This window comes from Sorangium sp. So ce117, assembly GCF_051524395.1.
Classification (GTDB): domain Bacteria; phylum Myxococcota_A; class Polyangia; order Polyangiales; family Polyangiaceae; genus Sorangium; species Sorangium cellulosum_B.
In genome coordinates this window covers 7,824,367-7,847,053 of record NZ_CP150309.1, presented here as the reverse complement: position 1 = coordinate 7,847,053, position 22,687 = coordinate 7,824,367, and the positions used below count along the sequence as shown (strand labels likewise).

Annotated in this window: 6 protein-coding genes; 2 read left to right on the top strand and 4 right to left on the bottom strand. The window is 70.8% G+C overall.

Going from position 1 to position 22,687, the window contains the following annotated elements; all coding sequences use genetic code 11:
- Window positions 1-188 precede the first annotated feature (188 nt).
- From WMF46_RS29235 to WMF46_RS29220, 4 genes are all read right to left on the bottom strand, one after another.
- The gene (locus tag WMF46_RS29235; protein WP_437980214.1) at window positions 189-6,230 is read right to left on the bottom strand and encodes an AAA family ATPase; all 6,042 of its coding nucleotides are present in this window, start codon (window positions 6,228-6,230) and stop codon (window positions 189-191) included.
- Between the two features lie 146 nt (window positions 6,231-6,376).
- Entirely contained in the window at window positions 6,377-12,403 is a 6,027-nt protein-coding gene (locus WMF46_RS29230; protein WP_437980213.1) for an AAA family ATPase, read from the bottom strand.
- A 136-nt stretch (window positions 12,404-12,539) separates the two neighbouring features.
- Entirely contained in the window at window positions 12,540-18,599 is a 6,060-nt protein-coding gene (locus WMF46_RS29225) for an AAA family ATPase (protein WP_437980212.1), read from the bottom strand.
- A gap of 134 nt (window positions 18,600-18,733) precedes the next feature.
- Window positions 18,734-19,819, bottom strand: coding sequence for a P1 family peptidase (locus tag WMF46_RS29220; RefSeq protein WP_437987949.1), 1,086 nt, complete (start codon window positions 19,817-19,819; stop codon window positions 18,734-18,736).
- Between the two features lie 487 nt (window positions 19,820-20,306).
- On the opposite strand from WMF46_RS29220, the gene WMF46_RS29215 reads away from it, so the two are divergent.
- Window positions 20,307-21,608 carry a PAS domain-containing protein gene (locus tag WMF46_RS29215; protein ID WP_437980211.1) on the top strand — a complete coding sequence of 434 codons (1,302 nt, stop codon included), beginning with the start codon at window positions 20,307-20,309 and terminating at the stop codon, window positions 21,606-21,608.
- A gap of 62 nt (window positions 21,609-21,670) precedes the next feature.
- On the top strand, window positions 21,671-22,666 hold the full coding sequence (locus WMF46_RS29210; RefSeq protein WP_437980210.1) for a quinone oxidoreductase family protein: 996 nt from the start codon (window positions 21,671-21,673) through the stop codon (window positions 22,664-22,666).
- Window positions 22,667-22,687 lie beyond the last annotated feature (21 nt).

The window sequence follows — 22,687 nt, the reverse complement described above, 5'->3', positions numbered from 1 at the left end:
AGCGACGTGCCGTGGTTCAACTGTGTACACTGCCAAAAGCGGTGCGCCGCGTCACGAGCAAACGGCGGCGTCGCCTTGCGCCGGCTCGCCTGCGGCGGTGCAGTCGTCATGCACGGCGGGAGCGGGGACGGAAAGGGAGCTGCTGAGACGCAGTCGGGCAGCGAGCTCGCAGCACGCGGCGCGCAGCGCTACGCCTGCGGGAGCTGGGCATCCTGGCCGTCCGTCTCTGTCTCCGCTGCATGCAAAGGCAGCTCGACGACGAACGTGGCGCCCGCCCCCGGCGCGCTCTCGACGCGGATGGTGCCGCCATGGGAGGTGACGATCCATCGAACGATGTAGAGGCCGAGGCCGAGACCGCCGAAGTTGCGTACGGAGACGGCGCGCTCGAAGCGCTCGAAGATCCTGGCCTGATCGGCCTCGGCGATGCCCATGCCGTGATCGCGGACGACGAGCCGCGCGCGATCGCCCTCGCCGCGCACGACGACGTGAATGGGGCCTCCTGCGCCGTACTTGATCGCGTTCGAGAGGAGGTTGATGAGGACCTGCTCCATCCGAGAAGCATCCCAGTCCCCGACCACGGGCCCTTCCATGTCGAGCTTGGTGGGGCAGCGGGCGTCGGCGAGCTGCTGTCTCATCCGCTCGACGACCTCGCGCATCAGGGCCGCCAGATCGACCGGCGCGCGCGCGAGGGTCAGCTGGCCGGCGTTGAGGCGGGTGACGTCGAGCAGCTCGTTGACCAGGTGGGCGAGGCGCGCGATCTGTCGGTTGAGGAGCTGGATCGCGGCGTCGATGCGCTCCGGAGAGATCTCCGCGCGCTGGAAGCGGGGCAGGAGCCGAGCGAGGAGGTGGGCCTGCATCTTGAGCGAGGTGAGCGGGGTCTTGAGCTCGTGGGACGCGACGAGGAGGAACTCGTCCCGGCGCTCGATCGCCACCTGGGCATCGGCGAACAGGCGGGTGTTGTCGAGCGCGAGCGCCGCGCGCAACCCGAGCTCCTCGGCGAGCCACAGGTCGGCGGGGCCGTAGCGGCGCCGTGGAGCGGTCGCCAGCAGGGTCATGACCCCGAAGCGCCGGTCGCGCGCGAGGAGCGGGACCCGGAGGAAGGAGTGAATGCCGAGCTGCTCGAGCAGGGGCGCGGCGCGGAGCTCCCCCACCTCGGGGCGCTCCGGCGAGCTCGCTGCCAGGGGCCGCAGCGCGTCCAGCACCGCGCCCGCGAGGTCGTCCGGCACGCCCGCGGTGACCGCGTGTCCCGGCTCGCCGTCAGCGGCGCCCACGTCGATGACGCACTGATCGGCCAGCTCGGGCACGGCGAGCTGCGCGACGCTGTCGAGGGTGGCGCCGTAGCCGAGGGCCATCAGCCTGCGGCTCGCGTCGGCCAGGAAGCGCTCGGCGAGCTCGGCGCGCTTGCGCTCGGTGATGTCGGTGGAGATGCCGCAGAGCACGCCGGGCATGACGTCCTCGCCGAGCGGGAACTTGATCGACAGATGGGTGCGCAGCTCGCCGTCTATCAGCACCTCTTCCTCGAACTCCATCGGCACGCCCGCCTCGAGCACCTTGCGGTCGTGGTCGCTTGTGCACTCGACGAACGCAGCAGGCAAGAGCTCGGCGCCCGTCTTGCCGATGAGCTGCTCGGCCTTCATGCCGAGGTTGCGGCCCGCCTGCCGGTTGACGAGCAGGTGGCGGCCATCGCGATCCTTGAGGTAGATGGCAGCCGCGGAGTTGTCGACGATGGCCTGCAGCGTGGCCTGGCTCTCGCGGAGCTCGCGCTCCGCCCGGCGCCGCTCGGCGTTCTCCTGCTCGATGTCGGCATAGAGCATGGCGTTCTCGAGCGAGATGGCCGACTGCGAGGCGAGCAGCTCGAGCACGGTGAGCCGCCCTGGGGTGAACGCGCCGGTGACGAGCCCGTTCTCCAGGTAGAGCAGGCCGAGCAGCCGGGCCCTGTGCACGATCGGGAGGCAAAGCACCGAGCGCGGCCGCTTGCGCGCGAAATACGCGTCCTCCGAGAACGGGTGTCTGCCGGAGGCGTCGGCGAGCAGCACGCGCTCGTGGCTGCGGCGAACGTAATTGAGGATGGACTGCGGCAGCGCGGCGGTCGCCGTCTCGCCCACCTCGCCCGCGCCGAGCAGCCGAGCCGCGCCGCCGGACGCGGCGATCGCCGCCGCGGTCGACACGCGATCTTGCCGGACCAGGAGCACATAGCCCTCCTCGGCGCCCGCGTGTTCGATCACGATGCGCAAGAGCGTCTCGAGGAGGCGCGGGAGCTGGAGCTCTCCGGAGATGCTCTGAGAGGCCTTGACGACGGAGAGGACGTCGAACTGCTCGGCCCGCACGGCGAACGTGACGGTGGGCGCGATCGGCTTGCGCGGGGCGAGGTGGGGATAGCGCTGGTCGAGCTGATCCACCTTGGCGTGGGCCCCCCAGCGAAAATAGGCGGCGCGCGCCTTCTCCAGGTAAGCGTCGGCGGGCGTGGCGAGGCCGCGCGCGTGGTAGAACTGGGCTGCGAGCTCGCAGCCGATGGCCTCGTGCTGGACGAAGCCGCCCTCTTGCGCCGACGCGATGGCCTGCTCGTACAGCCGGATGGCCTCCGGCTCGTGCCCGCGGAGCCGGGCGATCTCGGCGCGGACCAGCGTGTGTTTGTGGAGGAAGTTGTCGGGGCCGTTCCTGGCCCACTCGCCGAGCCGCCGCTCGCAGTCGAGCAGCTGCTCGGGGACCTCACGTGGGGAATCCCGCTCCGCGTGCGGTACGTGCGGCACGTGCGGTATGTCGACGAGCGCCGCGATCGCGAGCCCTGAATAATAGAAGTTCTCGGCGACGAGGGCGGTCGGCACGACCCCGTGTCCATGCTCGATCATCGCGCGGGCCGCCGTCTCGATCGCCTCTCCGGGAGAGCCCAGCACGAAGAGCGCCTGGGCCTTCATTTCATGATAGAAGCTTTGAACGTTTTGCAGGTCCCCCTCGCCGAGCCGCGCCTCGAAGGCCGGCGGATCCAGCTCGGATCCATCGAGCATCGAGAAGCGGACCGGCCTCCCTCGCAGCGTCTGGACCATGCCGCGCGCGCCGAGGAGGACGCCGTGGGCGAACGGGTGACCGGCGCTGCGCACGAAGCCGAGGCGCTCCTCGACCTCGTGAAGCACGTCCTCCAGCGGATCGCCGGAGAGCAGCCGGAACAGCGCGTCCCACATGCGGTTGAAGCACGCGTGGTTCAGATCGCCCGACTCGACCGCGGCGCTGAAGCCGGCGCGCGAGTACGGAGTCGTCTCTCGGTAGTGGCGTGTCCAGAAGACCACATGCTGTCCGAAGATCGTGAACGCCATCGCTTTCGTCGTGAGGAGGCCGCTCCTCTCCGCGAGGTCGCAGCCGAGCTTGCCGAAGCGATAGGCCTCCTGGTATCGCCCGAGCTTCGGGCCGAGCACCCTCGCGAAGGAGGTGTACGCGTGAGAGGAGCTCTCGGCGTTGCCGTGGCGCAGGCTGAGCTGGACCATGCGCAGGACGATGAGAAAGGGAAGGCTCGGATTCACGAAGGCCGCGGGGATGCCAGCGCCCAGCAGCACGCTCATCGTGGCCTTGATCTCCGGGTGCGTCATGGGGGGCAGGTGGATCAGGTCCTCGATCGCCCGGTCGCCCAGGGCCTGCCAGACGCTCTTCGTCTCCTCTTCGAGCTGTGCGTCGGTGGGGAGGAAGGGAAGATCGATGTCGTAGGTGCGGAGCCACGCGAGCCCGATCTCCGCAGCGCGCGTGTATTGCCCGCGGGTGACCTTCAGCGTGATGACGAGCTCGACGACGGCGGCCGCCTCGCCCCTGGTCCTCGCGCGATCCTCGAGCTCTTCGAGCATCCGCTCGGCGTCGTCGATGGCGCCGGTGATGTAGGCGACATGCGCGCGCTCGAAGGTGAGGCCGTAGGTCAGCTCGTGCTGCGTCTCCCAGGAGTCCGGCGAGAGCAAGGAGAGGCCCGCGGCGAAGAGCGCGGCGGCGGACTGGAAGGCCGCCGCGGCCTTGGCCTTCCTGCCGGCGCGGAGGTTCAGCGCGGCGACCTCGTCCCGCTCGGCCCGTGAACGGAGGAGCGCGGCGCCGCGGTTGAGGTGGCCGACGGCGTCGAAGAGCGCCTCGTCGCGCTCCTCTGGGCGCCCCCCCCGGCAGAGGAGCTGGCCAATCCGGAGATGCACCTCGGCCAGCTGCTCTGCCGGGATGAGCGAGGTTGCGGCTTGCTGCACCCGGTCGTGGAGAAATCGATAGCCGTTGCCCTGGCGGAGGATCAGCCCCTCCCGGACGGCCTCCTCGAGCGCGTCGCGGAGCTCGGCCGGGCCACGGTGCGCCAGCAGCGCGAGGGTGTCGAGGTCGAGGGTGTTGCCGAGGCAGGCGGCGAGCTTGAGCGCGTCGCGCGTCGGGACCGGGAGCCGGTTCAGCTTGCCCGCCATCAGCTCGACGACGTTGTCGGTGAACCCTTTGTCGCGGATCGCTGCGATATCCCACCGCCACATGCGCCGCTCTGCGTCGACGGCGATGAGCCCCTCTTCGTGCAGGGCGAGGAGGAACTGGAGAACGAAGAAGGGGTTGCCGCCGGTCTTCTCGTGGACGAGCTGCGAGAGCGGCTCGACCTCTGCTTCGGGCGCGTGGACCGCCTCGGCGACCAGCGCCCCGACGTGGGCGGCGGAGAGCGGCGTGAGGACGAGCTCGGAGACGGCGGCGCCGCGTCGTCGGGCCTCGGCCAGCGTGAGCCGGAGCGGGTGCGCCGGGCCTACTTCATTGTCCCGGTAGGCGCCTATCAGGAGGAGGTGCGCGTCGCCGGCATGGGTGGCGAGGTGCTCGAGCAAGAGGAGGCTGGCCGCGTCGGCCCACTGGAGATCATCGAGGAAGAGCGCCATGGGGTGCTCCTTCCGGGCGCACGCGGCGACGAAGCGCTGGAGCGCCGCGTGCAGCCGGCTCTGGGCCTCGGCGGGCGGGAGCTCGGGCACGGGCGGCTGCGGGCCGAGGAGCCGCTCGATCTCGGGGAGCACGTCGGCGAGCAGCCTGCCGTCCTGGTCGAGGGCCTCCCGGAGGCGCTCTCTCCAGCGCTCGACCTGCTCCTCGCTCGCGCCGAGGATCTCCTGAAACAGCGCCCGGAACGCCTGCAGGAAAGCACGGTAGGGGACATCCCTCGCGGTCTGATCGAACTTGCCGGAGAGGAAGAAGCCGCGCTCGCGAACGACGGGCCTGTGCAGCTCGGCGACGAGCGACGACTTGCCGATACCCGAGTACCCGCACACGAGCACGAGCTCAGGCCGACCCTGCGCCACCACCCGCTCGAACGCGGCCAGCAGCGCCAGGGCCTCGCGCTCGCGGCCGTAGAGCCGCTGCGGGACGCGGAACCGGTCCGAGAGATCGCGCTCACCGAGCGCGAAGGGCTGAATGTCCCCGCTCGCCCGCCACCTCGCGAGGCACGCGTCGAGGTCGTGGCGCAGGCCGAGCGCGCTCTGGTAGCGCTCCTCGGCGGCCTTGGAGAGCAGCTTGAGCACGACGTCTGACAGGACCGGTGGAATCGAGGGGACGAGCGCGTGGGGCGGGACCGGGCTCTGCGCGATATGGCAATAGACCCACGCGACGGGATCGCTGGCGTGGAAGGGCAGGGCGCCAGTCAGCATCTCGTAGAAGGTGACGCCGAGGGAGTACAGGTCGGTCCGCTCGTCGATCCAGCGGTTCATCCGGCCCGTTTGCTCCGGCGCCATGTAGGCCAGCGTCCCCTCGATGAGGCTGTTGTGGACGAGGTCCTGGGATTCGCGGGGGGAGAGGGAGGCGATGCCGAGATCGGTGATCTTCACCTCGCCGGTGTCGGGGTTGTAGAGGAGGTTCTGGGGCTTGATGTCCTTGTGGATGACGTGCCGCCTGTGGAGCTCGGCGAGCGCGCCGGTGAGGCGGAGGGCGAGGGGGAGGAAGCGCTCGATCGGCATCGGGCGCATCGGCCCGTCGCCATCGAGCAGCCGGTCGAGCGAGCGGCCGCCGAAATCCTCCAGGACCAGCGCGGCCTGATCGCCGAGCGATTCCATCGCGTAGGGCCTGACGATGACCGCCGTATCGAGCGCGCCGGCGATCTCGAGCTCGTGCTGGAGCCTGCCGAGCGCGTGAGGGCTCACGTGGTCGCGCCGCAGGACCTTGAGCACCACCGGCCGGCCGTCCTCCTCGCGCCGCGCGCGGTAGAGGATGGTATCCGCACCTTGGTGCAGCACCTCCAGCACGCGGTAACGTGGACTATGGGGCATAGGAGGATCTTTGCACGCGGGAAGTCCGCGGCGTGCTGCGGTTCAATTCGGTACACTGCCAAAAGCGCTGCGACCCGTCACGAGCAAACGGCGGCGCGTCAGCGCCGGCCGAGGCAGCAGTCGGGTAGTGGGCACGCAGCGCGCGCCTACGCCTGCGGGAGGAAGGCGCCCTGGACGTCCGTCTCTGTGTCCGGCGAGCGCAAAGGCAGCTCGACGATGAAGGAGGCGCCCGCGCCCGGCCTGCTCTCGACGCGGATGGTGCCGCCGTGGGAGGTGACGATCCATCGAACGATGTAGAGGCCGAGGCCGAGGCCGCCGAAGTTGCGGACGGAGACGGCGCGCTCGAAGCGCTCGAAGATCCTGGCCTGATCGGCCTCGGCGATGCCCATGCCATGATCGCGGACGACGAGCACGGCGCGAGCGCCGTCGCGGCGCACGACGACGTGAATCGGGCCTCCCGCGCCATACTTGAGCGCGTTGGACAGGAGGTTGATGAGGATCTGCTCCATGCGGAAAGCGTCCCAGTTGCCCACCACGGGCCCTTCCAGCTCGAGCTGGGTGCGGCAGCGGGCGTCGGTGAGCTGCTCGTGCATCCGCTCGACGACATCGCGCGCCAGGGCCGCCAGATCGACCGGCGCGCGAGAGAGGGTGAGCCGGCCGGCGTTGAGGCGGGTCACGTCGAGCAGCTCGTTGACCAGGTGGCCGAGGCGCGCGATCTGGCGGTTCAGGAGCTGGATCGCGGCGTCGATGCGCTCCGGAGCGACCTCCCCGCGCTGGAGGCGGGGCAGGAGCCGGGCGAGCAGGTGGGCCTGCATCGTGAGCGAGGTGAGCGGTGTCTTGAGCTCGTGGGATGCGACGAGGAGGAACTCGTCGCGGCGCTCGATCGCCTCCTGGGCCTCGGCGAACAGGCGGCTGTTGTCGAGGGCGAGCGCGGCGCGGCTCGCCAGCTCCTGGGCCAGCCACAGGTCGGCGGGGCCGTAGCGGCGCCGTGGCGCGGTCGCCAGCAGGGTCATGACCCCGAAGCGGCGGTCGCGCGCGAGGAGCGGGACGCGGAGGAAGGAGTGAACGCCGAGCGGCTCGAGGAGGGGCGCGGCGCGGAGGTCGCCCTCCTCGGCGTGGTCCAGAGAGCTCGCCGAAAGGGGCCGCAGCGCGTCCGTCACCGCGCCTGCCAGCTCGGCCGGCACGCCCGCGGCGACCGACCGCCCCGGGGCGTCCTGGGCGAGGTCCACGTCGATGACGCACCGGTCGGCGAGCTCGGGCACGACGAGCTGCGCGATGCTGTCGAGGGTGGCGCCGTAACCGAGGGCCATCAGCCTGCGGCTCGCCTCGGCCAGGAAGCGCTCAGCCATCTCGGCGCGCTTGCGCTCGGTGATGTCGGTGGAGATGCCGCAGACCACGCCGGGCATGACGTCCTCGCCGAGCGGGAACTTGACGGACAGGTAGGTGCGCAGCTCGCCGTCTATCAGCACCTCCTCCTCGAACTCCATCGGCTCGCCCGAGTCGAGCACCCGCCGGTCGTGCTCGTCGATGGTCGCGGTGGCGGCGGCAGGCAAGAGCTCGGCGCTCGTCTTTCCGAGGATCTGCTCTGTCGGGATGCCGAGGCCGCGGCTCACCTGCCGGTTGACGAGCAGGTGCAGGCCATCGCGATCCTTGAGGTAGATGGCCGCGGCGGAGTTGTCGACGATGGCCTGCAGCGTGGCCTGGCTCTCGCGGAGCTCGCGCTCCGCCCGGCGCCGCTCGGCGTTCTCCTGCTCGATATCGGTGTAGAGCATGGCGTTCTCGAGCGAGATGGCCGACTGCGAGGCGAGCAGCTCGAGCACGGTGAGCCGCCCTGGGGTGAACGCGCCGGTGACCAGGTTGTTCTCGAGGTAGAGCAGCCCGAGCAGCCGCGTTTGCCGCACGATCGGGAGGCACAGCACCGACCTCGTCCTCTTGCGGCCGAAATACGCGTCTTCCGAGAACGGGTGCCGCCCGGAAGCGTCGTCGAGCAGCACGCGCTCGTGGCTGCGGAGGACATAGTTGAGAATGGATTGCGGCAGCGCCGCCAGGGCCTCGCCCGCGTCGAGCAGCCGCGCGGCGCTCCCCGACGCGGTGATCGCCGCCGCGGTCGACACGCGATCTTCCCGGACCAGGAGCGCAACCCCCTCTCCGGCGCCCGCGTGCTCGACCACGATGCGCAGCAGCGTCTCGAGCAGGCGGGGGAGCTTGAGCTCTCCGGAGATGCTCTGAGAGGCCTTGACGACGGACAGGACGTCGAACTGCTCGGCGCGTACGGCGAAGGTGACGGTGGGGGCGATCGGCTTTCGCTCGACGAGGAAGGGATACCGCTGGTCGAGCTGCTCCACCTTGGCGTGCGCGCCCCAGCGGAAGTAGGCGGCGCGCGCCCGCTGCAGGTGGGCGACGGCGGGCGTGGACACGCCGCGGTCGAGGTAGAAGCGGGCGGCGAGCTCGCTGGCGATGGCCTCGTGCTGGACGAAGCCGCCCTCCTGCGCCGACGAGATGGCTTGCTCGTAGAGCCGGATGGCCTCGGGCTCGCGCCCGAGGAGCCGGGCGATCTCGGCGCGGACCAGGGCGTGTTTGTGGAGGTAGTTGTCGGGGCAGCTCGCGGCCCACACGCCGAGCTGCCGCTCGCACGCGAGGAGCCCTTCGGGGAGCTCCCGCTCTGGCGAGGTCGCCGCGTCGCGCGCCTCGTGCGCGTCGTCGGCCGCCGCGGCGAGTGCGAGCGCGTGAACATAGAAGGTCTCGGGGATCTCGGCGCCCGCGTCCATCCTCCAGTCGTAATCGACGACGACACGGGTCGACGCCGCGAGCGTCTCCTCGGGAGAGCCGAGGAGGAGCAGCGCCTGCGCCTTCAGGCTGTAGTACAAGCTATGCGCTCCGTACGAGGATCCCGGAGGAAGCCGCGCCTCGAAGGCCTCCTGATCCAGCTCGGAGCCGTCCAGCATCGCGTAATGGACAGGCCTCCCGCGCAGCGTCTGGATGAGGTACCGCACGCTGAGGAGGATGCCATGGATGAACGCGTAGCCGGCCTTGCGCACGAAGCCGAGGCGCTCCTCGGTCAGGTGGAGGACGTCCTCCAGCGGCTCCGCGCAGAGCAGGGGGAACACCGACGCCCAGACGCAATGGTAACATGCGTTGTTCAGATCGCCGCATTCCACGGCGGCGTTGAAGCCTAGGCGATTGTAGGGGTAGGTCTCTCTGTAATGGCGCGTCCAGAAGACGGTCAGCTGCCCGAACAGGAAGAACACGGTGGGCTTCGTGGCGAGGTGCTCGCTCCTCTCCGCGAGGTCGTAGCCGAGCTTGCCGAACAGGTAAGCCTCCTTGTATCTCCCGAACCGCGGGCCGAGCACCCGCGCGAAGGCGGTGTACGCATGGGCGGAGCTCTCGGCGTTGCCGTGGAGAAGGCTGAGCGTGACCATGCGCTCGAGGATCAGGTGATGCAGGTTCTGGTCCACGAAATACGCAGCGACGGACACGCTCTTCAAGATGCTCATCGCGATCTTGATCTCCGGGTGCGTCATGGGGGGCAGGTGAATGAGGCCCTCGATCGTCCGGTCGCCCAGGGCCTTCCATACGCTCTCGGTCTCTTCGTCGATGCGCGCGTCGGTGAGGTGGGTTGGCAGATGGATGTCGTAAGAGCGCAGGAAGGAGAGACCGAGCTCCACCGCGCGGGCGCTCTGCCCGCGGGTCACGTGCAAGGCGACGGCGAGCTCGACGACGGCGGCCCTCTCGATCTTGGTCATCGAGCGATCCGTGAGCTCCTCGAGCAGCCACTCGGCTTCATCGAGGTTGCCGAGGATGTACGCGCAGCGCGCTCGCTCGAAGCTCAGGGCGTGGGTCAGCGCGTACTGCGTCTCCCAGCGTTGCTGGGGCTCGTCCGCGAGGAGGGCCATGCCCGCGGCGAAGAGGGCGGCGGCAGACTGGTAGGCGGCGGCGGCCTGGGCCTTCCTGCCGGCGCGGAGGTTGAGGGCGGCGAGCTCGTCGCGCTCGGCCCGGGAACGGAGGAGCGCGGCGCCGCGGTTGAGGTGGCCCACGATCTCGAAGAGCGTGTCCTCGCGCTCGTCCGGCCTCCGCTCCTTCAAGAGCAGCTGGCCGATCCCGAGGTGCACCTCGGCGAGCTGCCCGGGCGGGATGAGCGAATAAGCGGCCTGTTGCACCCGGTCGTGGAGGAAGCGATAGGCGCTGTCCCGGCGGAGCAGCAGCCCCTCCCGCACGGCCTCCTCGAGCGCCCCGCGGAGCTCCTCCGCCGGACGGCGCGCGACCACCGCGAGGGGGTCGAGGGTGAGGCTGCCGCCGAGGCAGGCGGCGAGCTTGAGCGCGTCGCGCGTCGGGACCGAGAGCCGGTTCAGCTTGCCCACCATCAGCTCGACGACGTTGTCGGTGAAGCCCTTGTCGCGGATGGCGGCGATGTCCCACCGCCATGCGCCCTCGTCGGCGTCGAACGTGATGAGCCCCTCTTCGTGCAGGGCGATGAGGAACTGGAGAACGAAGAACGGGTTGCCGCCGGTCTTCTCGTGGACGAGCTGCGAGAGCGGCTCGACCTGCGCTTCCGGTGTGCGGACCGTCTCGGCGACGAGCGCCCCGACGTGGGCGGCGGAGAGCGGCTCGAGGACGATGTCACCGACGGTTGCGCCGCGCTTTCGGATCTCGGCGAGGGTGAGCCGGAGCGGGTGCGCGGGGCCGACCTCGTTGTCGCGATAGGCGCCGATCAGCAGGAGGTGGGCGTCGCCGGCGAGGGTGGCGAGCTGCTCGAGCAAGAGGAGGCTACCGGGGTCGGCCCATTGCAGGTCGTCGAGGAAGAGGGCGACGGGGTGCTCTTTCCGTGCGCAGGCGGCGACGAAGCGCTGGAGCGTGGCGAGCAACCGGCTCTGGGCCTCGGCGGGCGGGAGCTCGGGCACGGGCGGCTGCGGGCCGAGGAGGCGCTCGATCTCCGGGAGCATGTCGGTGAGCAGCCTGCCGTTCTGGCCGACGGCCTCGCGGAGGCGCTCTCGCCAGCGCTCGACCTGCTGCTCGCTCGCGCCGAGGATCTCCTGCACGAGGTCCCGGAAGGCGTGAAGGAGGGGGCGGTAGGGGACGTCGCGCTTGAGCTGATCGAACTTGCCGGAGAGGAAGAAGCCGCGCTCGCGCACGATGGGCCCGTGCAGCTCGGCGACGAGCGAGGACTTGCCGATGCCCGAATAGCCCGAGACGAGCACGAGCTCTGGCTGGCCGTTCGCGACCACCCGCTCGAACGCGGCGCGCAGCGCCTCGATCTCGCGCTCGCGGCCGTAGAGCCGCTGCGGGATCTGGAACCGGTCGGAGACGTCGCGCAGTCCGAGCGGGAAGGCGTCGATGGCGCCGCGCTGGCGCAGCTGGGAAAAGCACGTGTCGAGGTCGTGGCGCAGGCCGAGTGCGCTCTGGTAACGCTCCTCGGCGGCCTTGGAGAGCAGCTTGAGGACGACGGCGGAGAGCTGGAGTGGAATCGAGGGGACGAGCGCGTGCGGCGGCCGCGGCGCCTGGGCGATATGGCAATAGACCCACGCGACGGGGTCGCTGGCGTGGAAGGGGAGGGTGCCAGTCAGAAGCTCGTAGAAGGTGACGCCGAGGGAGTACAGATCGGTCCGCTCGTCGACGCGGCGGTTCATGCGGCCGGTCTGCTCCGGCGCCATGTAGGCGAGCGTGCCCTCGATGAGCCCGTCGTGCGCGAGCTCCTGTGCCCCGCGGGTGGAGAGGGAGGCGATGCCGAGATCGGTGATCTTCACCTCGCCGGTGTCGGGGTTGTAGAGCAGGTTCTGAGGCTTGATGTCCTTGTGGATGACGTGGTGTCTGTGGAGCTCTGCGAGCGCGGCGGCGAGGCGGAGGGCGAGGGGGAAGAAGCGCTCGATCGACATCGGGCGCATCGGCCCATCGAGCAGCCGGTCGAGCGAGCGGCCGCCGAAATCCTCGAGGACCAGCGTCACCTGGTCGCGGAACGGCTCGATCCCGTAGGCCCGGACGATGACCGGCGAAGCGAGCGCCGTCGCGACCTCGAGCTCGTGCTGGAGCCTGCCGAGGGCGCGGGGGCTCGCGTGGTCGCGCCGCAGGACCTTGAGCACCACCGGCCGGCCGTCCTCGTCGCGCCGCGCGCGGTAGAGGATCGTGTCCGCACCCTGGTGCAGCACCTCCAGCACGCGGTAACGTGGACTATGGGGCATAGGAGAATCTTTGAACGCCGGACGTCACGGACGTCAGCGCCGCGCTGCGGTCCAACTTGGTACATTGCCAAAAGCGCTGCGACCCGTCACGAGCAAACGGCGCGGAGCAGCGCCGGCCTCGGCCCCCGGTGAACGCTCACGCCGGCGGGAGAAAGGTGCCCTGGCCTTCCGTCTCCGCCTCCGCCGCATGCAAAGGCAGCTCGACGATGAACGTGGCGCCTGCGCCCGGCTTGCTCTCGACGCGGATGGTGCCGCCGTGGGAGGTGACGATCCATCGAACGATGTAGAGGCCGAGGCCGAGGCCGCCGAAGTTGCGGACGGAGACGGCGCGCTCGAAGCGCTCGAAGATCCTGGCCTGATCGGCCTCGGCGATGCCCATGCCATGATCGCGGACGACGAGCACGGCGCGAGCGCCGTCGCGGCGCACGATGACGTGAATGAGGCCTCCCGCGCCGTACTTGAGCGCGTTGGACAGGAGGTTGATGAGGACCTGCTCCATGCGAGACGGATCCCAGTGTCCCATCACGGGCTCGTCCAGCTCGAGCTGGGTGCGGCAGCGGGCGTCGGTGAGCTGCTGGTGCATCCGCTCGACGACCTCGCGCGCCAGGGCCGCCAGATCGACCGGCGCGCGAGAGAGGGTCAGCTGGCCGGCGTTGAGGCGGGTGACGTCGAGCAGCTCGTTGACCAGGTGGGCGAGGCGCGCGATCTGTCGGTTGAGGAGCTGGATAGCGGCGTCGATGCGCTCGGGAGCGACCTCCCCGCGCTGGAGGCGAGGCAGGAGCCGGGCGAGCAGGTGGGCTTGCATCGTGAGCGAGGTGAGCGGTGTCTTGAGCTCGTGGGATGCGACGAGGAGGAACTCGTCGCGGCGCTCGATCGCCTCCTGGGCCTCGGCGAACAGGCGGCTGTTGTCGAGGGCGAGCGCGGCGCGGCTCGCCAGCTCCTGGGCCAGCCACAGGTCGGCGGGGCCGTAACGGTGCCGCGGCGCGGCCGCCAGCAGGGTCATGACCCCGAAGCGGCGGTCGCGCGCGAGGAGCGGGACGCGGAGGAAGGAGTGAACGCCGAGCGGATCGAGGAGAGGTGCGGCGCGGACGTCGCCTATCTCGGGCCGGTCCGGCGACGTCGCTGCCAGCGCCCGCAGCGCGTCCGTCACCGCGCCCGCGAGCTCGGCCGGCATCCCCGCTGTGACCGCCCGCCCCGGGGCGTCCTGGGCGAGGTCCACGTCGATGACGCATCGGTCGGCCAGCGCCGGCAACGCGAGCTGCGCCACGCTCTCGAGGGTGGCGCCGTAGCCGAGGGCCATGAGCTTGCGGCTCGCGTCGGCGAGGAAGCGCTCGGCGAGCTCGGCGCGCTTGCGCTCGGTGATGTCGGTGCAGATGCCGCAGACCACCCCGGGCATGACGCTCTCGCCGAGCGGGAACTTGAGGGACAGATAGATGCGCGGCTCGCCCTCTTTCATCATCACCTCCTCCTCGAACTCCAGCGGCTCGCCCGCGTCGAGCACCCGCCGGTCGTTGTCTCGGAGGACCTCGACGTTCGCACCATGAGAGAGCTCGGCGTCGGTCTTTCCGAGGAGCTCATGGCTCGGCACGCCGGCGACGTTCCCTGCATGGCGGTTGGCGAGCAGATACCGGCCTTCGCGATCCTTGAGGAAGATGGTCGCGGCGGAGTTGTCGACGATGGCCTGCAGCGTCGCCTGGTTGGCCTCCAGCGCCTGCTCCGCCCGGCGCCGCTCGGCGTTCTCCTGCTCGATATCGGCATAGAGCATGGCGTTCTCGAGCGAGATGGCCGACTGCGAGGTGAGCAGCTCGAGCACGGTGAGCCGCCCGGGGGTGAAAGCCCCGGCCACGAGCCCGTTCTCCAGGTAGAGCACGCCGAGCAGCCGGGCCTGCCGCATGATCGGGAGGCACAGCACCGATCTCGGCCTCTTGCGGCCGAAATACGCGTCCTCCGAGAACGGGTGCCTGGCCGCCGCGTCGTCGAGCAGCACGCGCTCGTGGCTGCGGAGGACATAGTTGAGAATGGATTGCGGCAGCGCCGCCGACGCCTCGCCCGCGTCGAGCACCCGCGCCGCGCTGCCGGACGTCGAGCGCGACGCCGCGATCGCCGCTGCCGTCGACAGGCGCTCCTCCCGGACCAGGAGCACGACCCCCTCTCCGGCGCCCGCGTGCTCGACAACGATGCGCAGCAGCATCTCCAGGAGGCGCGGGAGCTTGAGCTCGCCCGAGATGCTCTGAGAGGCCTTGACGATGGAGAGGACGTCGAACTGCTCGGCCCGGACGGCGAAGGTGACGGTGGGGGCGATCGGCTTTCGCTCGACGAGGAAGGGATAGCGCTGGTCGAGCTGCTCGACCTTGGCGTGGGCGCCCCAGCGGAAGTAGGCGGCGCGGGCGTCCCGCAGGTAGGCGTCGGCGGGGGTGGACAGGCCGCGATCGCGGTAGAACCGGGCGGCGAGCTCGCTGGCGATGGCCTCGTGCTGGACGAAGCCGTTCTCCCGCGCCGAGGAGATGGCCTGCTCGTAGCGCCGGATGGCCTCGGGCTCGCGGCCGAGGAGACGGGCGATCTCGGCGCAGACCAGGGCGTGTTTGTGGAGGAAGTTGTCGGGGCAGCTCGCGGCCCACTCGCCGAGCTGCCGCTCGCTGTCGAGGAGGCCCTCGGGGAGCTCCTGCGCCGGCGACCGCCGCGCTTCGTGCGGCCTGGGCGGCTCGGGCGCGCCACCGTCGGCGTCGACGAGCGCCGCGAGCGAGAGCGCGTGAACATAGCAGTTCTCGGCGATGAGCGCGTAGGGCTCTCTCCTGAAGGGGTGATCGACGATCACGCGCGTCGCCGCGGCGAGCGCCTCTCCGTAAGAGCCGAGCACGAAGAGCGCCCGGGCCTTCATGCTGAAATGGAGGCCGCGGGCGCCCCGCATATCCCCCTCGTCGAGCCGCGCCTCGAAGGCCGGCGGATCCAGCTCGGAGCCGTCGAGCGTGGAGAAGCGGACCGGCCTCCCGCGCAGCGTCTGGATGACGGCGTGGGCGCTGGCCAGGACGCCGTAGGCGAACGCGTAACCGGCCTTGCGCACGAAGCGGCTGCGCTCCTCGACCTCGTGGAGGACGTCCTCGAGCGGCTCGCCGGCGAGCAGCGGGAACAGCGGAGCCCAGACGCAGTTGAAGCACGCCATGCGCGTATCGCCCGACTCGACCGCGGCGCTGAACCCGGCGCGCGTGTAGGGGTACGTCTCCCGGTAGTGGCGTGTCCAGAAGACGACTTGCTGTCCGAAGAGGGTGAATACCAGCGACTTCACGGTGAGGAGCTCGCTCCTGTCCGCGAGGTCGTAGCCGAGCTTTCCGAACTTGTAGGCGTCGCGGTATCGCCCGAACCGCGGGCCGAACATCCGCGCGAAGGCCGCGTACGCGTGGGCGGAGCTCTCCGCGTTGCCGTAGCGCAGGCTGAGCTTCACCTGGCGCAGGACGATGAGGTAGTGCAGGTCGTGGTCCACGAAGATCGCGGAGCCGGCCACGCTTTGCAGCACGGCCATGACGACCTTGCACTCCGGGTGCTCCATGGGGGGCAGGCGGAGCAGGTCCTCGATCGCCCGGTCGCCCAGCGCTCGCCAGAGGCTCTCGGTCTCTTCTTTGACCTGTGCGTCGGTGGGGTGGAGCGGAAGGTCGATATCCGAGGCGCGGAGCCACGCGAGCGCGAGGTCGACGGCGTGGTCGGACCGCCCTCGGGTCTGGTAGAAGCTCACGGCAAGCTCGACGACCGCGGCGCGATCGCGCTCGTTCCTCGCGCGCGCCAGGAGCTCCTCGAGCAGCCGCTCGGCCTCGTCGGAGCTGCCGGTGGCGTAGGCGGCGTGCGCGCGCTCGAGGCTCAGGGGATAGGCCAGATCGTACCGAGTCTCCCAGCGCTCGCGGGGATCTTGCGCGAGGAGGGCCATGCCCGCGGCGAAGAGGGCGTCGGCGGACTGGTAGGCGGCGGCGGCCCTGGCCTTCCTGCCGGCGCGGAGGTTGAGGGCGGCGAGCTCGTCGCGCTCGGCCTGGGAACAGAGGAGCGCTGCGCCGCGGTTGAGGTGGCTCACGACGTCGAAGAGCGCGTCCTCGCGCTCCTCGGCGCGCTGCGCCTTCAAGAGCAGCTGGCCGATGCAGAGGTGCACCTCGGCGAGCTGTCCGGGCGGGATGAGCGAATAAGCGGCCTGCTGCACCCGGTCATGGAGGAAGCGATAGGCGCTGTCCCTGCGGAGCAGCAGCCCCTCCCGCGCGGCCTCCTCGAGCGCCTCGCGGAGCGCGTCCGCCGGCCTTCGCGCGACGCTCGCGAGGGTGTCGAGGGTCAGGCTGCCGCCGAGGCAGGCGGCGAGCTTGAGCGCGTCGCGCGTCGGGACCGAGAGCCGCTCCAGCTTGCCGGCCATCAGCTCGACGACGTTGTCGGTGAAGCCCTTGTCGCGGATGGCGGCGATGTCCCACCGCCATGCGCCCTCGTCCGCATCAAAGGTGATGAGCCCCTCGTCGTGCAGGGCGATGAGGAACTGGAGCACGAAGAAGGGGTTGCCGCCGGTCTTCTCGTAAACCAGCCGTGAGAGCGGCTCGACCTCTGCTTCGGGCGCATGGACCGCCTCGGCGACGAGCGCCCCGACGTGGGCGGCGGAGAGCGGCGTGAGGACGAGCTCGGAGACGGTTGCGCCGCGCTGCTGCACCTCGGCGAGGGTGAGCCGGAGCGGGTGCGCGGGGCCGACCTCGTTGTCGCGATAAGCGCCGATCAGCAGGAGGTGGGCGTCGCCGGCGAGGGTGGCGAGCTGCTCGAGCAAGAGGAGGCTACCGGGGTCGGCCCATTGCAGGTCGTCGAGGAAGAGGGCGACGGGGTGCTCTTTCCGTGCGCAGGCGGCGACGAAGCGCTGGAGCGTGGCGAGCAGCCGGCTCTGGGCCTCGGCGGGCGGGCGCTCGGGCACGGGGGGCTGCGGGCCGAGGAGCAGGGCGAGCTCGGGGAGCATGTCGGTGAGCAGCCCGCCGCTGGCGCCGAGGGCCTCGCGGAGGCGCTCTCGCCAGCGCTCGACCTGCTCCTCGCTCGCGCTAAGGATCTCCTGCACGAGGCCCCGGAAGGCGTGAAGGAAGGCGCGGTAGGGGACGTCGCGCTTGAATTGCTCGAACTTGCCGGAGAGGAAGGAGCCGCGCTCGCGCACGACGGGCCCGTGCAGCTCGGCGACGAGCGAGGACTTGCCGATGCCCGAATAGCCCGAGACGAGCACGAGCTCTGGCCGGCCGTTCGCGACCACCCGCTCGAACGCGGCGCGCAGCGCCTCGATCTCGCGCTCGCGGCCGTAGAGCCGCTGCGGGATCTGGAACCGGTCGGAGACGTCGCGCAATCCGAGCGGGAAGGCGTCGATGGCGCCGCGCTGGCGCAGCTGGGAAAAGCACGTGTCGAGGTCGTGGCGCAGGCCGAGGGCGCTCTGGTAACGCTCCTCGGCGGCCTTGGAGAGCAGCTTGAGGACGACGGCGGAGAGCTGGGGTGGGATCGAGGGGACGAGCGCGTGCGGCGGCCGCGGCGCCTGGGCGATATGGCAATAGACCCACGCGACGGGGTCGCTGGCGTGGAAGGGGAGGGTGCCAGTCAGAAGCTCGTAGAAGGTGACGCCGAGGGAGTACAGATCGGTCCGCTCGTCGACGCGGCGGTTCATGCGGCCGGTCTGCTCCGGCGCCATGTAGGCGAGCGTGCCCTCGATGAGCCCGTCGTGCGCGAGCTCCTGTGCCCCGCGGGCGGAGAGCGAGGCGATGCCGAGATCGGTGATCTTCACCTCGTCGGTGTCGGGGTTGTAGAGCAGGTTCTGAGGCTTGATGTCCTTGTGGATGACGTGGTGTCTGTGGAGCTCTGCGAGCGCGGCGGCGAGGCGGAGGGCGAGCGGGAAGAAGCGCTCGATCGACATCGGGCGCATCGGCCCATCGAGCAGCCGGTCGAGCGAGCGGCCGCCGAAGTCCTCGAGGACCAGGGTCATCTGGTCGCGGAACGGCTCGATCCCGCAGGCCTTGACGACCGCGGGCGACTTCAGCGTCCTGGCGACCTCGAGCTCGTGCTGGAGCTTGCCGAGGGCGCGGGGGCTCGCGTGGTCGCGCCGCAGGACCTTGAGCACCACCGGCCGGCCGTCCTCCTCGCGCCGCGCGCGGTAGAGGATCGTGTCCGCACCTTGGTGCAGCACCCCCAGCACGCGGTAACGTGGACTGTCGGTCATAAAGGGAGGGTGTCCAAAGCCGGATCGGCCCCCGAGGCGCCCGGTCGATTCGTGATGTTGCCAAAAGCGCCTCGCTGCGCCACGGGAAACGGCGGCGAGCTCTCGCGCCGGCCCGCCCGCGGCGGCCTCTTGCGTCATGCAAGGCGGGAGCGGCCGGGCGGCCGCTGGACGCCGTGCCTCGACAGCACCTCACGGACGCGATCCAGCGGAATGGCCTCCACGGTGCGACCGCTCCCCGTGGTGGTCTCGGCCGTGAAGAGCGAGCTGTAGATGGCCTCCTCCGTCGCCTCGATCACGGCCTGAAAGAGGGCGGACGTCTCCTGGTTCGAGAGCTCCGTGATCGCGAGCCGCTTCGCGCCGGAGCGGCGCCGCACCGAGGCGCTCGTCGAGAAGGCGATCGCGTAGTCGCCGGAGCCGTTCGCGCCGGAGGATCCGGTGCGCGCGAGGCCCAGGATCGCGCGGGCAGCGAGCCGCCCGAGGTTGCGATCCGACAGCGGCGCGTCCGTCGCGACGAGGATGAGGATGGATCCGTCCCCCGCCGCCGCCTCGACCTGCGACCGGAAGGCGTACCGGCCGAGCTCCTCGCCGACGGGCGCGCCCATCACCTGCAGCACGCCGCCGAAGTTCGACTGGACGAGCACGCCGACGCAGGCCCCGCCGAGCGACGCCGGCAGCACCCGCGAGGCGGTGCCGATCCCCCCCTTCCATCCGAACGCGACGGTGCCTGTGCCCGCGCCGACGCACCCCTCCGGCGTGGGCCCCTCCCGCGCCGAGCCCAGCGCCGCGCGCACGTGCTCGGCGGTGATCGGGCGGAGCCGGACCGCGTTGAGCACGCCGTCGTTGGTCTCGCCGACGACCGGGTTGAGCGAGCGCACCTCCTCCATGCCCGGCTGCGCCAGCATCCATTCGACGAGCGCGTCGGCGGCCCGGAACGCGCAAAGCGTGGTCGTGAGGAGAATGGGAGTCTCCAGCTCACCCAGCTCGCGGACCTGGGTCGCGCCGACGAGCTTGCCAAACCCGTTGCCCACGTGGATCGCCGCGGGGACGCGATCGAGGTAGAGGTTCCCCCCGTGGGGGAATACGGCGGTGACGCCGGTGCGGATCGCGTCTCCCTCGATCACCGTCGCGTGCCCGACGCGCACGCCGCCCACGTCCGTGATCGCGTTGAGCGGGCCCGGATCGAAGATGCCAGGCGCGACGCCGAGATCACGCGCGCGCACGGCGTCTCCTGCGCGCCTCGTGGATCCGGGCGCGAACGGCGCGCTGCCCGCCTCGTCCGGGCGCCGAGCGATCGGGCAGCGGCAGGGCGAGGCGGCCGGGAGCGGCGTGCGGCCCGGTGACGGCAGGCGGCCGAGAGAGGGTTTCGGCATCCACGGGGAGCATCGATATCATCGATATCATCATCGATAGAAACGGTATCAACCTCCGTGCCAGGCGCGCCGGATGCCCGATCAGGCCGTGTCCTTGCCGGTGCACCGCGAGCGGCCCGAGCAGGGGTTCGAGCCGAGGCCGCGCGCCTGAACAGGGTTTGATCAACAATCGTTCTTTCGGGGGAGCTACGGCGCTAGCTGTACGAAATTGTTAGATATGTCACATGATGGCGAGCGCATCACGATTCCCGGAGAGCGCGTTGAAAGGTTGGGGTATTCGACGGGTCGTCCGGCCCGGAGAACGCCGGGCAGCTCGTGTCGCGCAGAAGGATCCCGAATGACCATAGATCTCGATGGGCCCGGCCCGCACGTCGGCGCCGGCCCCCTGCCGCACGTCGGCGCCGGCCCCCTGCCGCATACCGGCGTCGACCCCCTGCCGCTCCTCTGCGCGCTCCCGGTAGCCGCCGCTGTCTTCGATGCAATGGGAGCGCTCCGGTGCGCCAACCCCCGCCTGGAGCAGATCCTCGCGGAGGGCGCGTTGCCCGCCTGGCCGGTGTGCCTCGCGCTCACGCCGGCCGCCCTGCCCGCGTCGCCCGAGGGGCTCCCCGGCGAGGCGCAGGAGGTGCTCGCAGCCATCCGCGCCGTGCTCGAAGGCGAGCGCGAGCAGGCCGGCATCGCGCTCCGGGGCGGCGCGCCCGGCGCGCCGTCCTGCGAGATCTCGGTCACGCAGCTTCGCGTCGACGGCGCGCGCGGCGCGCTCGTCTGCGTCCACGACCCGGCTGCGCCGCGCGGCGAGCCAGGGACGGTGCCTATCGAGAGCTTCCTCGACACCATCATCGAGCACGTGCCGGTCTCGGTCTTCATCAAGGAGGTGACGGAATTCCGCCTCGTCCGGATGAACGGCCATTACGAGAAGGTCTTCGGCGTCCCGCGGAGCGGCGTCCTCGGCAAGAACGTCTTCGACCTCTTCCCGCATCGACTGGAGGAGGCCAGGTGGCTCGATCGCATGGATCGGGACGTGATCGAGAAGGGCGAGATCGTGGACGTGCCCGAGTCGCGCATCGCCACGCCGACCGGGGAGCGGTGGCTTCACATGGTGAAGGTGCCACTCAAAGACGAGCACGGCGTCACTCGTTATCTCCTGGTCATGGTCGAGGACATCACGGAGAAGAAGCGCGCCGCGGAGGCGGTGCAGAAGGAGCTCGCGTGGTTCGCGACGCAGCGGCAGCTCCTCGACGTCATCCAGGAGCTGTCCACGCCGGTCATCCCGGTCCACGAAGGCATCCTCGTGGTGCCCCTCGTGGGGACCATCGACTCCGCCCGCGGCGCCCAGCTCCTGGAGGCGCTGCTCCAGGGCGTCGAGCGCCACAGGGCCGAGACGGTGCTCATCGACATCACGGGCGTGCCGGTCCTCGACGCCGATGTGGCGGCCCGCCTCCTCCAGGCCACGCGGGCCGCCGCGCTCCTCGGCGCCACGTGTGTCCTCGTCGGGGCGTCACCCGACGTCGCCCAGACGCTGGTCGCGCAGGGGATCGATCTGGGCAACCTGCTGACGCAGCGCGATCTCCAGGCCGGCATCCGGTATGCTCTCGCCCGCCAGGGAACAGCGATCGTCGAGCGGCGGCGCGAGCGGCGCTGATCTCACGCCGCGGCTCGCCCGGTGCCAAGCTACGCCGGCGCCGCTCGAGAGGACTGCAACGCATGAAGGCAATCGGAATCCATCACCATGGCGACGCCTCGCAGCTCGTGCCGCTGGAGCTGCCCGACCCAGCGCCCGGACCTCACCAGGTGAGGGTGCGCGTGATCGCGTCGTCGGTCAACCCGGCGGACATCCGGGCGCGCTCGGCGGCGCCCGGGCCGCGCCGCATCGAGCGGCAGTTTCCGCTGGTGCTCGGCTACGACGTCTCCGGGGTCGTCGACGCGGTCGGCCCCGGCGTCGACGATCTTGCGGTCGGCGACGAGGTGTTCGGCTCACCCAGCCTGTTCGGGCAGGGCGCGAACGCGGAGCGGGTGGTGGCCGACGGCCGCACCCTCGCGCGCAAACCGGCGGCCCTCTCCCATGAGCAGGCTGCATGCCTGTCGCTCGCGGGCGTCACGGCCTGGGAATGCCTCTCGCGCGCGCGGCCCGCGCCCGGCGCCGCGGTGCTGGTCACCGCGGGCGCGGGCGGCGTGGGCCATCTGCAGCTGCAGCTCGCGCGTCACCTCGGGCTGCGGGTGGTGGCGACCGCCAGCCGACCCGAGTCGACGGCGCTCTGCCGCGACCTCGGCGCGGCGGTCGTGCTCGATCACACGACGCAGGACGTGGGCCAGGCGTGCCGGGACCTGACCGGTGGGGCGGGCGTCGCGGTGGCCTTCGACAACGCCGGTGGCCGCGCGCTGGATCAGGCGCTCGACGCCGTCGCGCCGATGGGCACCGTGGTGAGCATCGTGCCGACGCCCGCGCCTGTCGCGGACCGGCTGTTCATGAAGGCGGCGTCGCTGATCTATCATGTGATGGGGGCCGCCACGATCTGGCGGCTCGACCCGCACGCGCAGGGCCGCGCGCTCGCCGCGGTGGCGGAGCTGGCGGCGCAAGGCCACGTCACGCCCATCGTCAGCGCGACCTACCCTGTGCGCGAGCTCTCGCAGGCGCACCGGGCCATCGAGTCGGGCCGCACGATCGGCAAGATCGCGATCCGCGTGGCCGAAGGCTGGTGAGGCTGGGCGGGGATTGCTGGG

Bases quoted from the DNA above. Each gene is read 5' to 3' on its own strand.
- WMF46_RS29230 (WP_437980213.1), bottom strand. From the start codon at position 12,403: ATGCCCCATAGTCCACGTTACCGCGTGCTGGAGGTGCTGCACCAGGGT.
- WMF46_RS29215 (WP_437980211.1), top strand. From the start codon at position 20,307: ATGACCATAGATCTCGATGGGCCCGGCCCGCACGTCGGCGCCGGCCCC.
- WMF46_RS29235 (WP_437980214.1), bottom strand. From the start codon at position 6,230: ATGCCCCATAGTCCACGTTACCGCGTGCTGGAGGTGCTGCACCAAGGT.
- WMF46_RS29225 (WP_437980212.1), bottom strand. From the start codon at position 18,599: ATGACCGACAGTCCACGTTACCGCGTGCTGGGGGTGCTGCACCAAGGT.
- WMF46_RS29210 (WP_437980210.1), top strand. From the start codon at position 21,671: ATGAAGGCAATCGGAATCCATCACCATGGCGACGCCTCGCAGCTCGTG.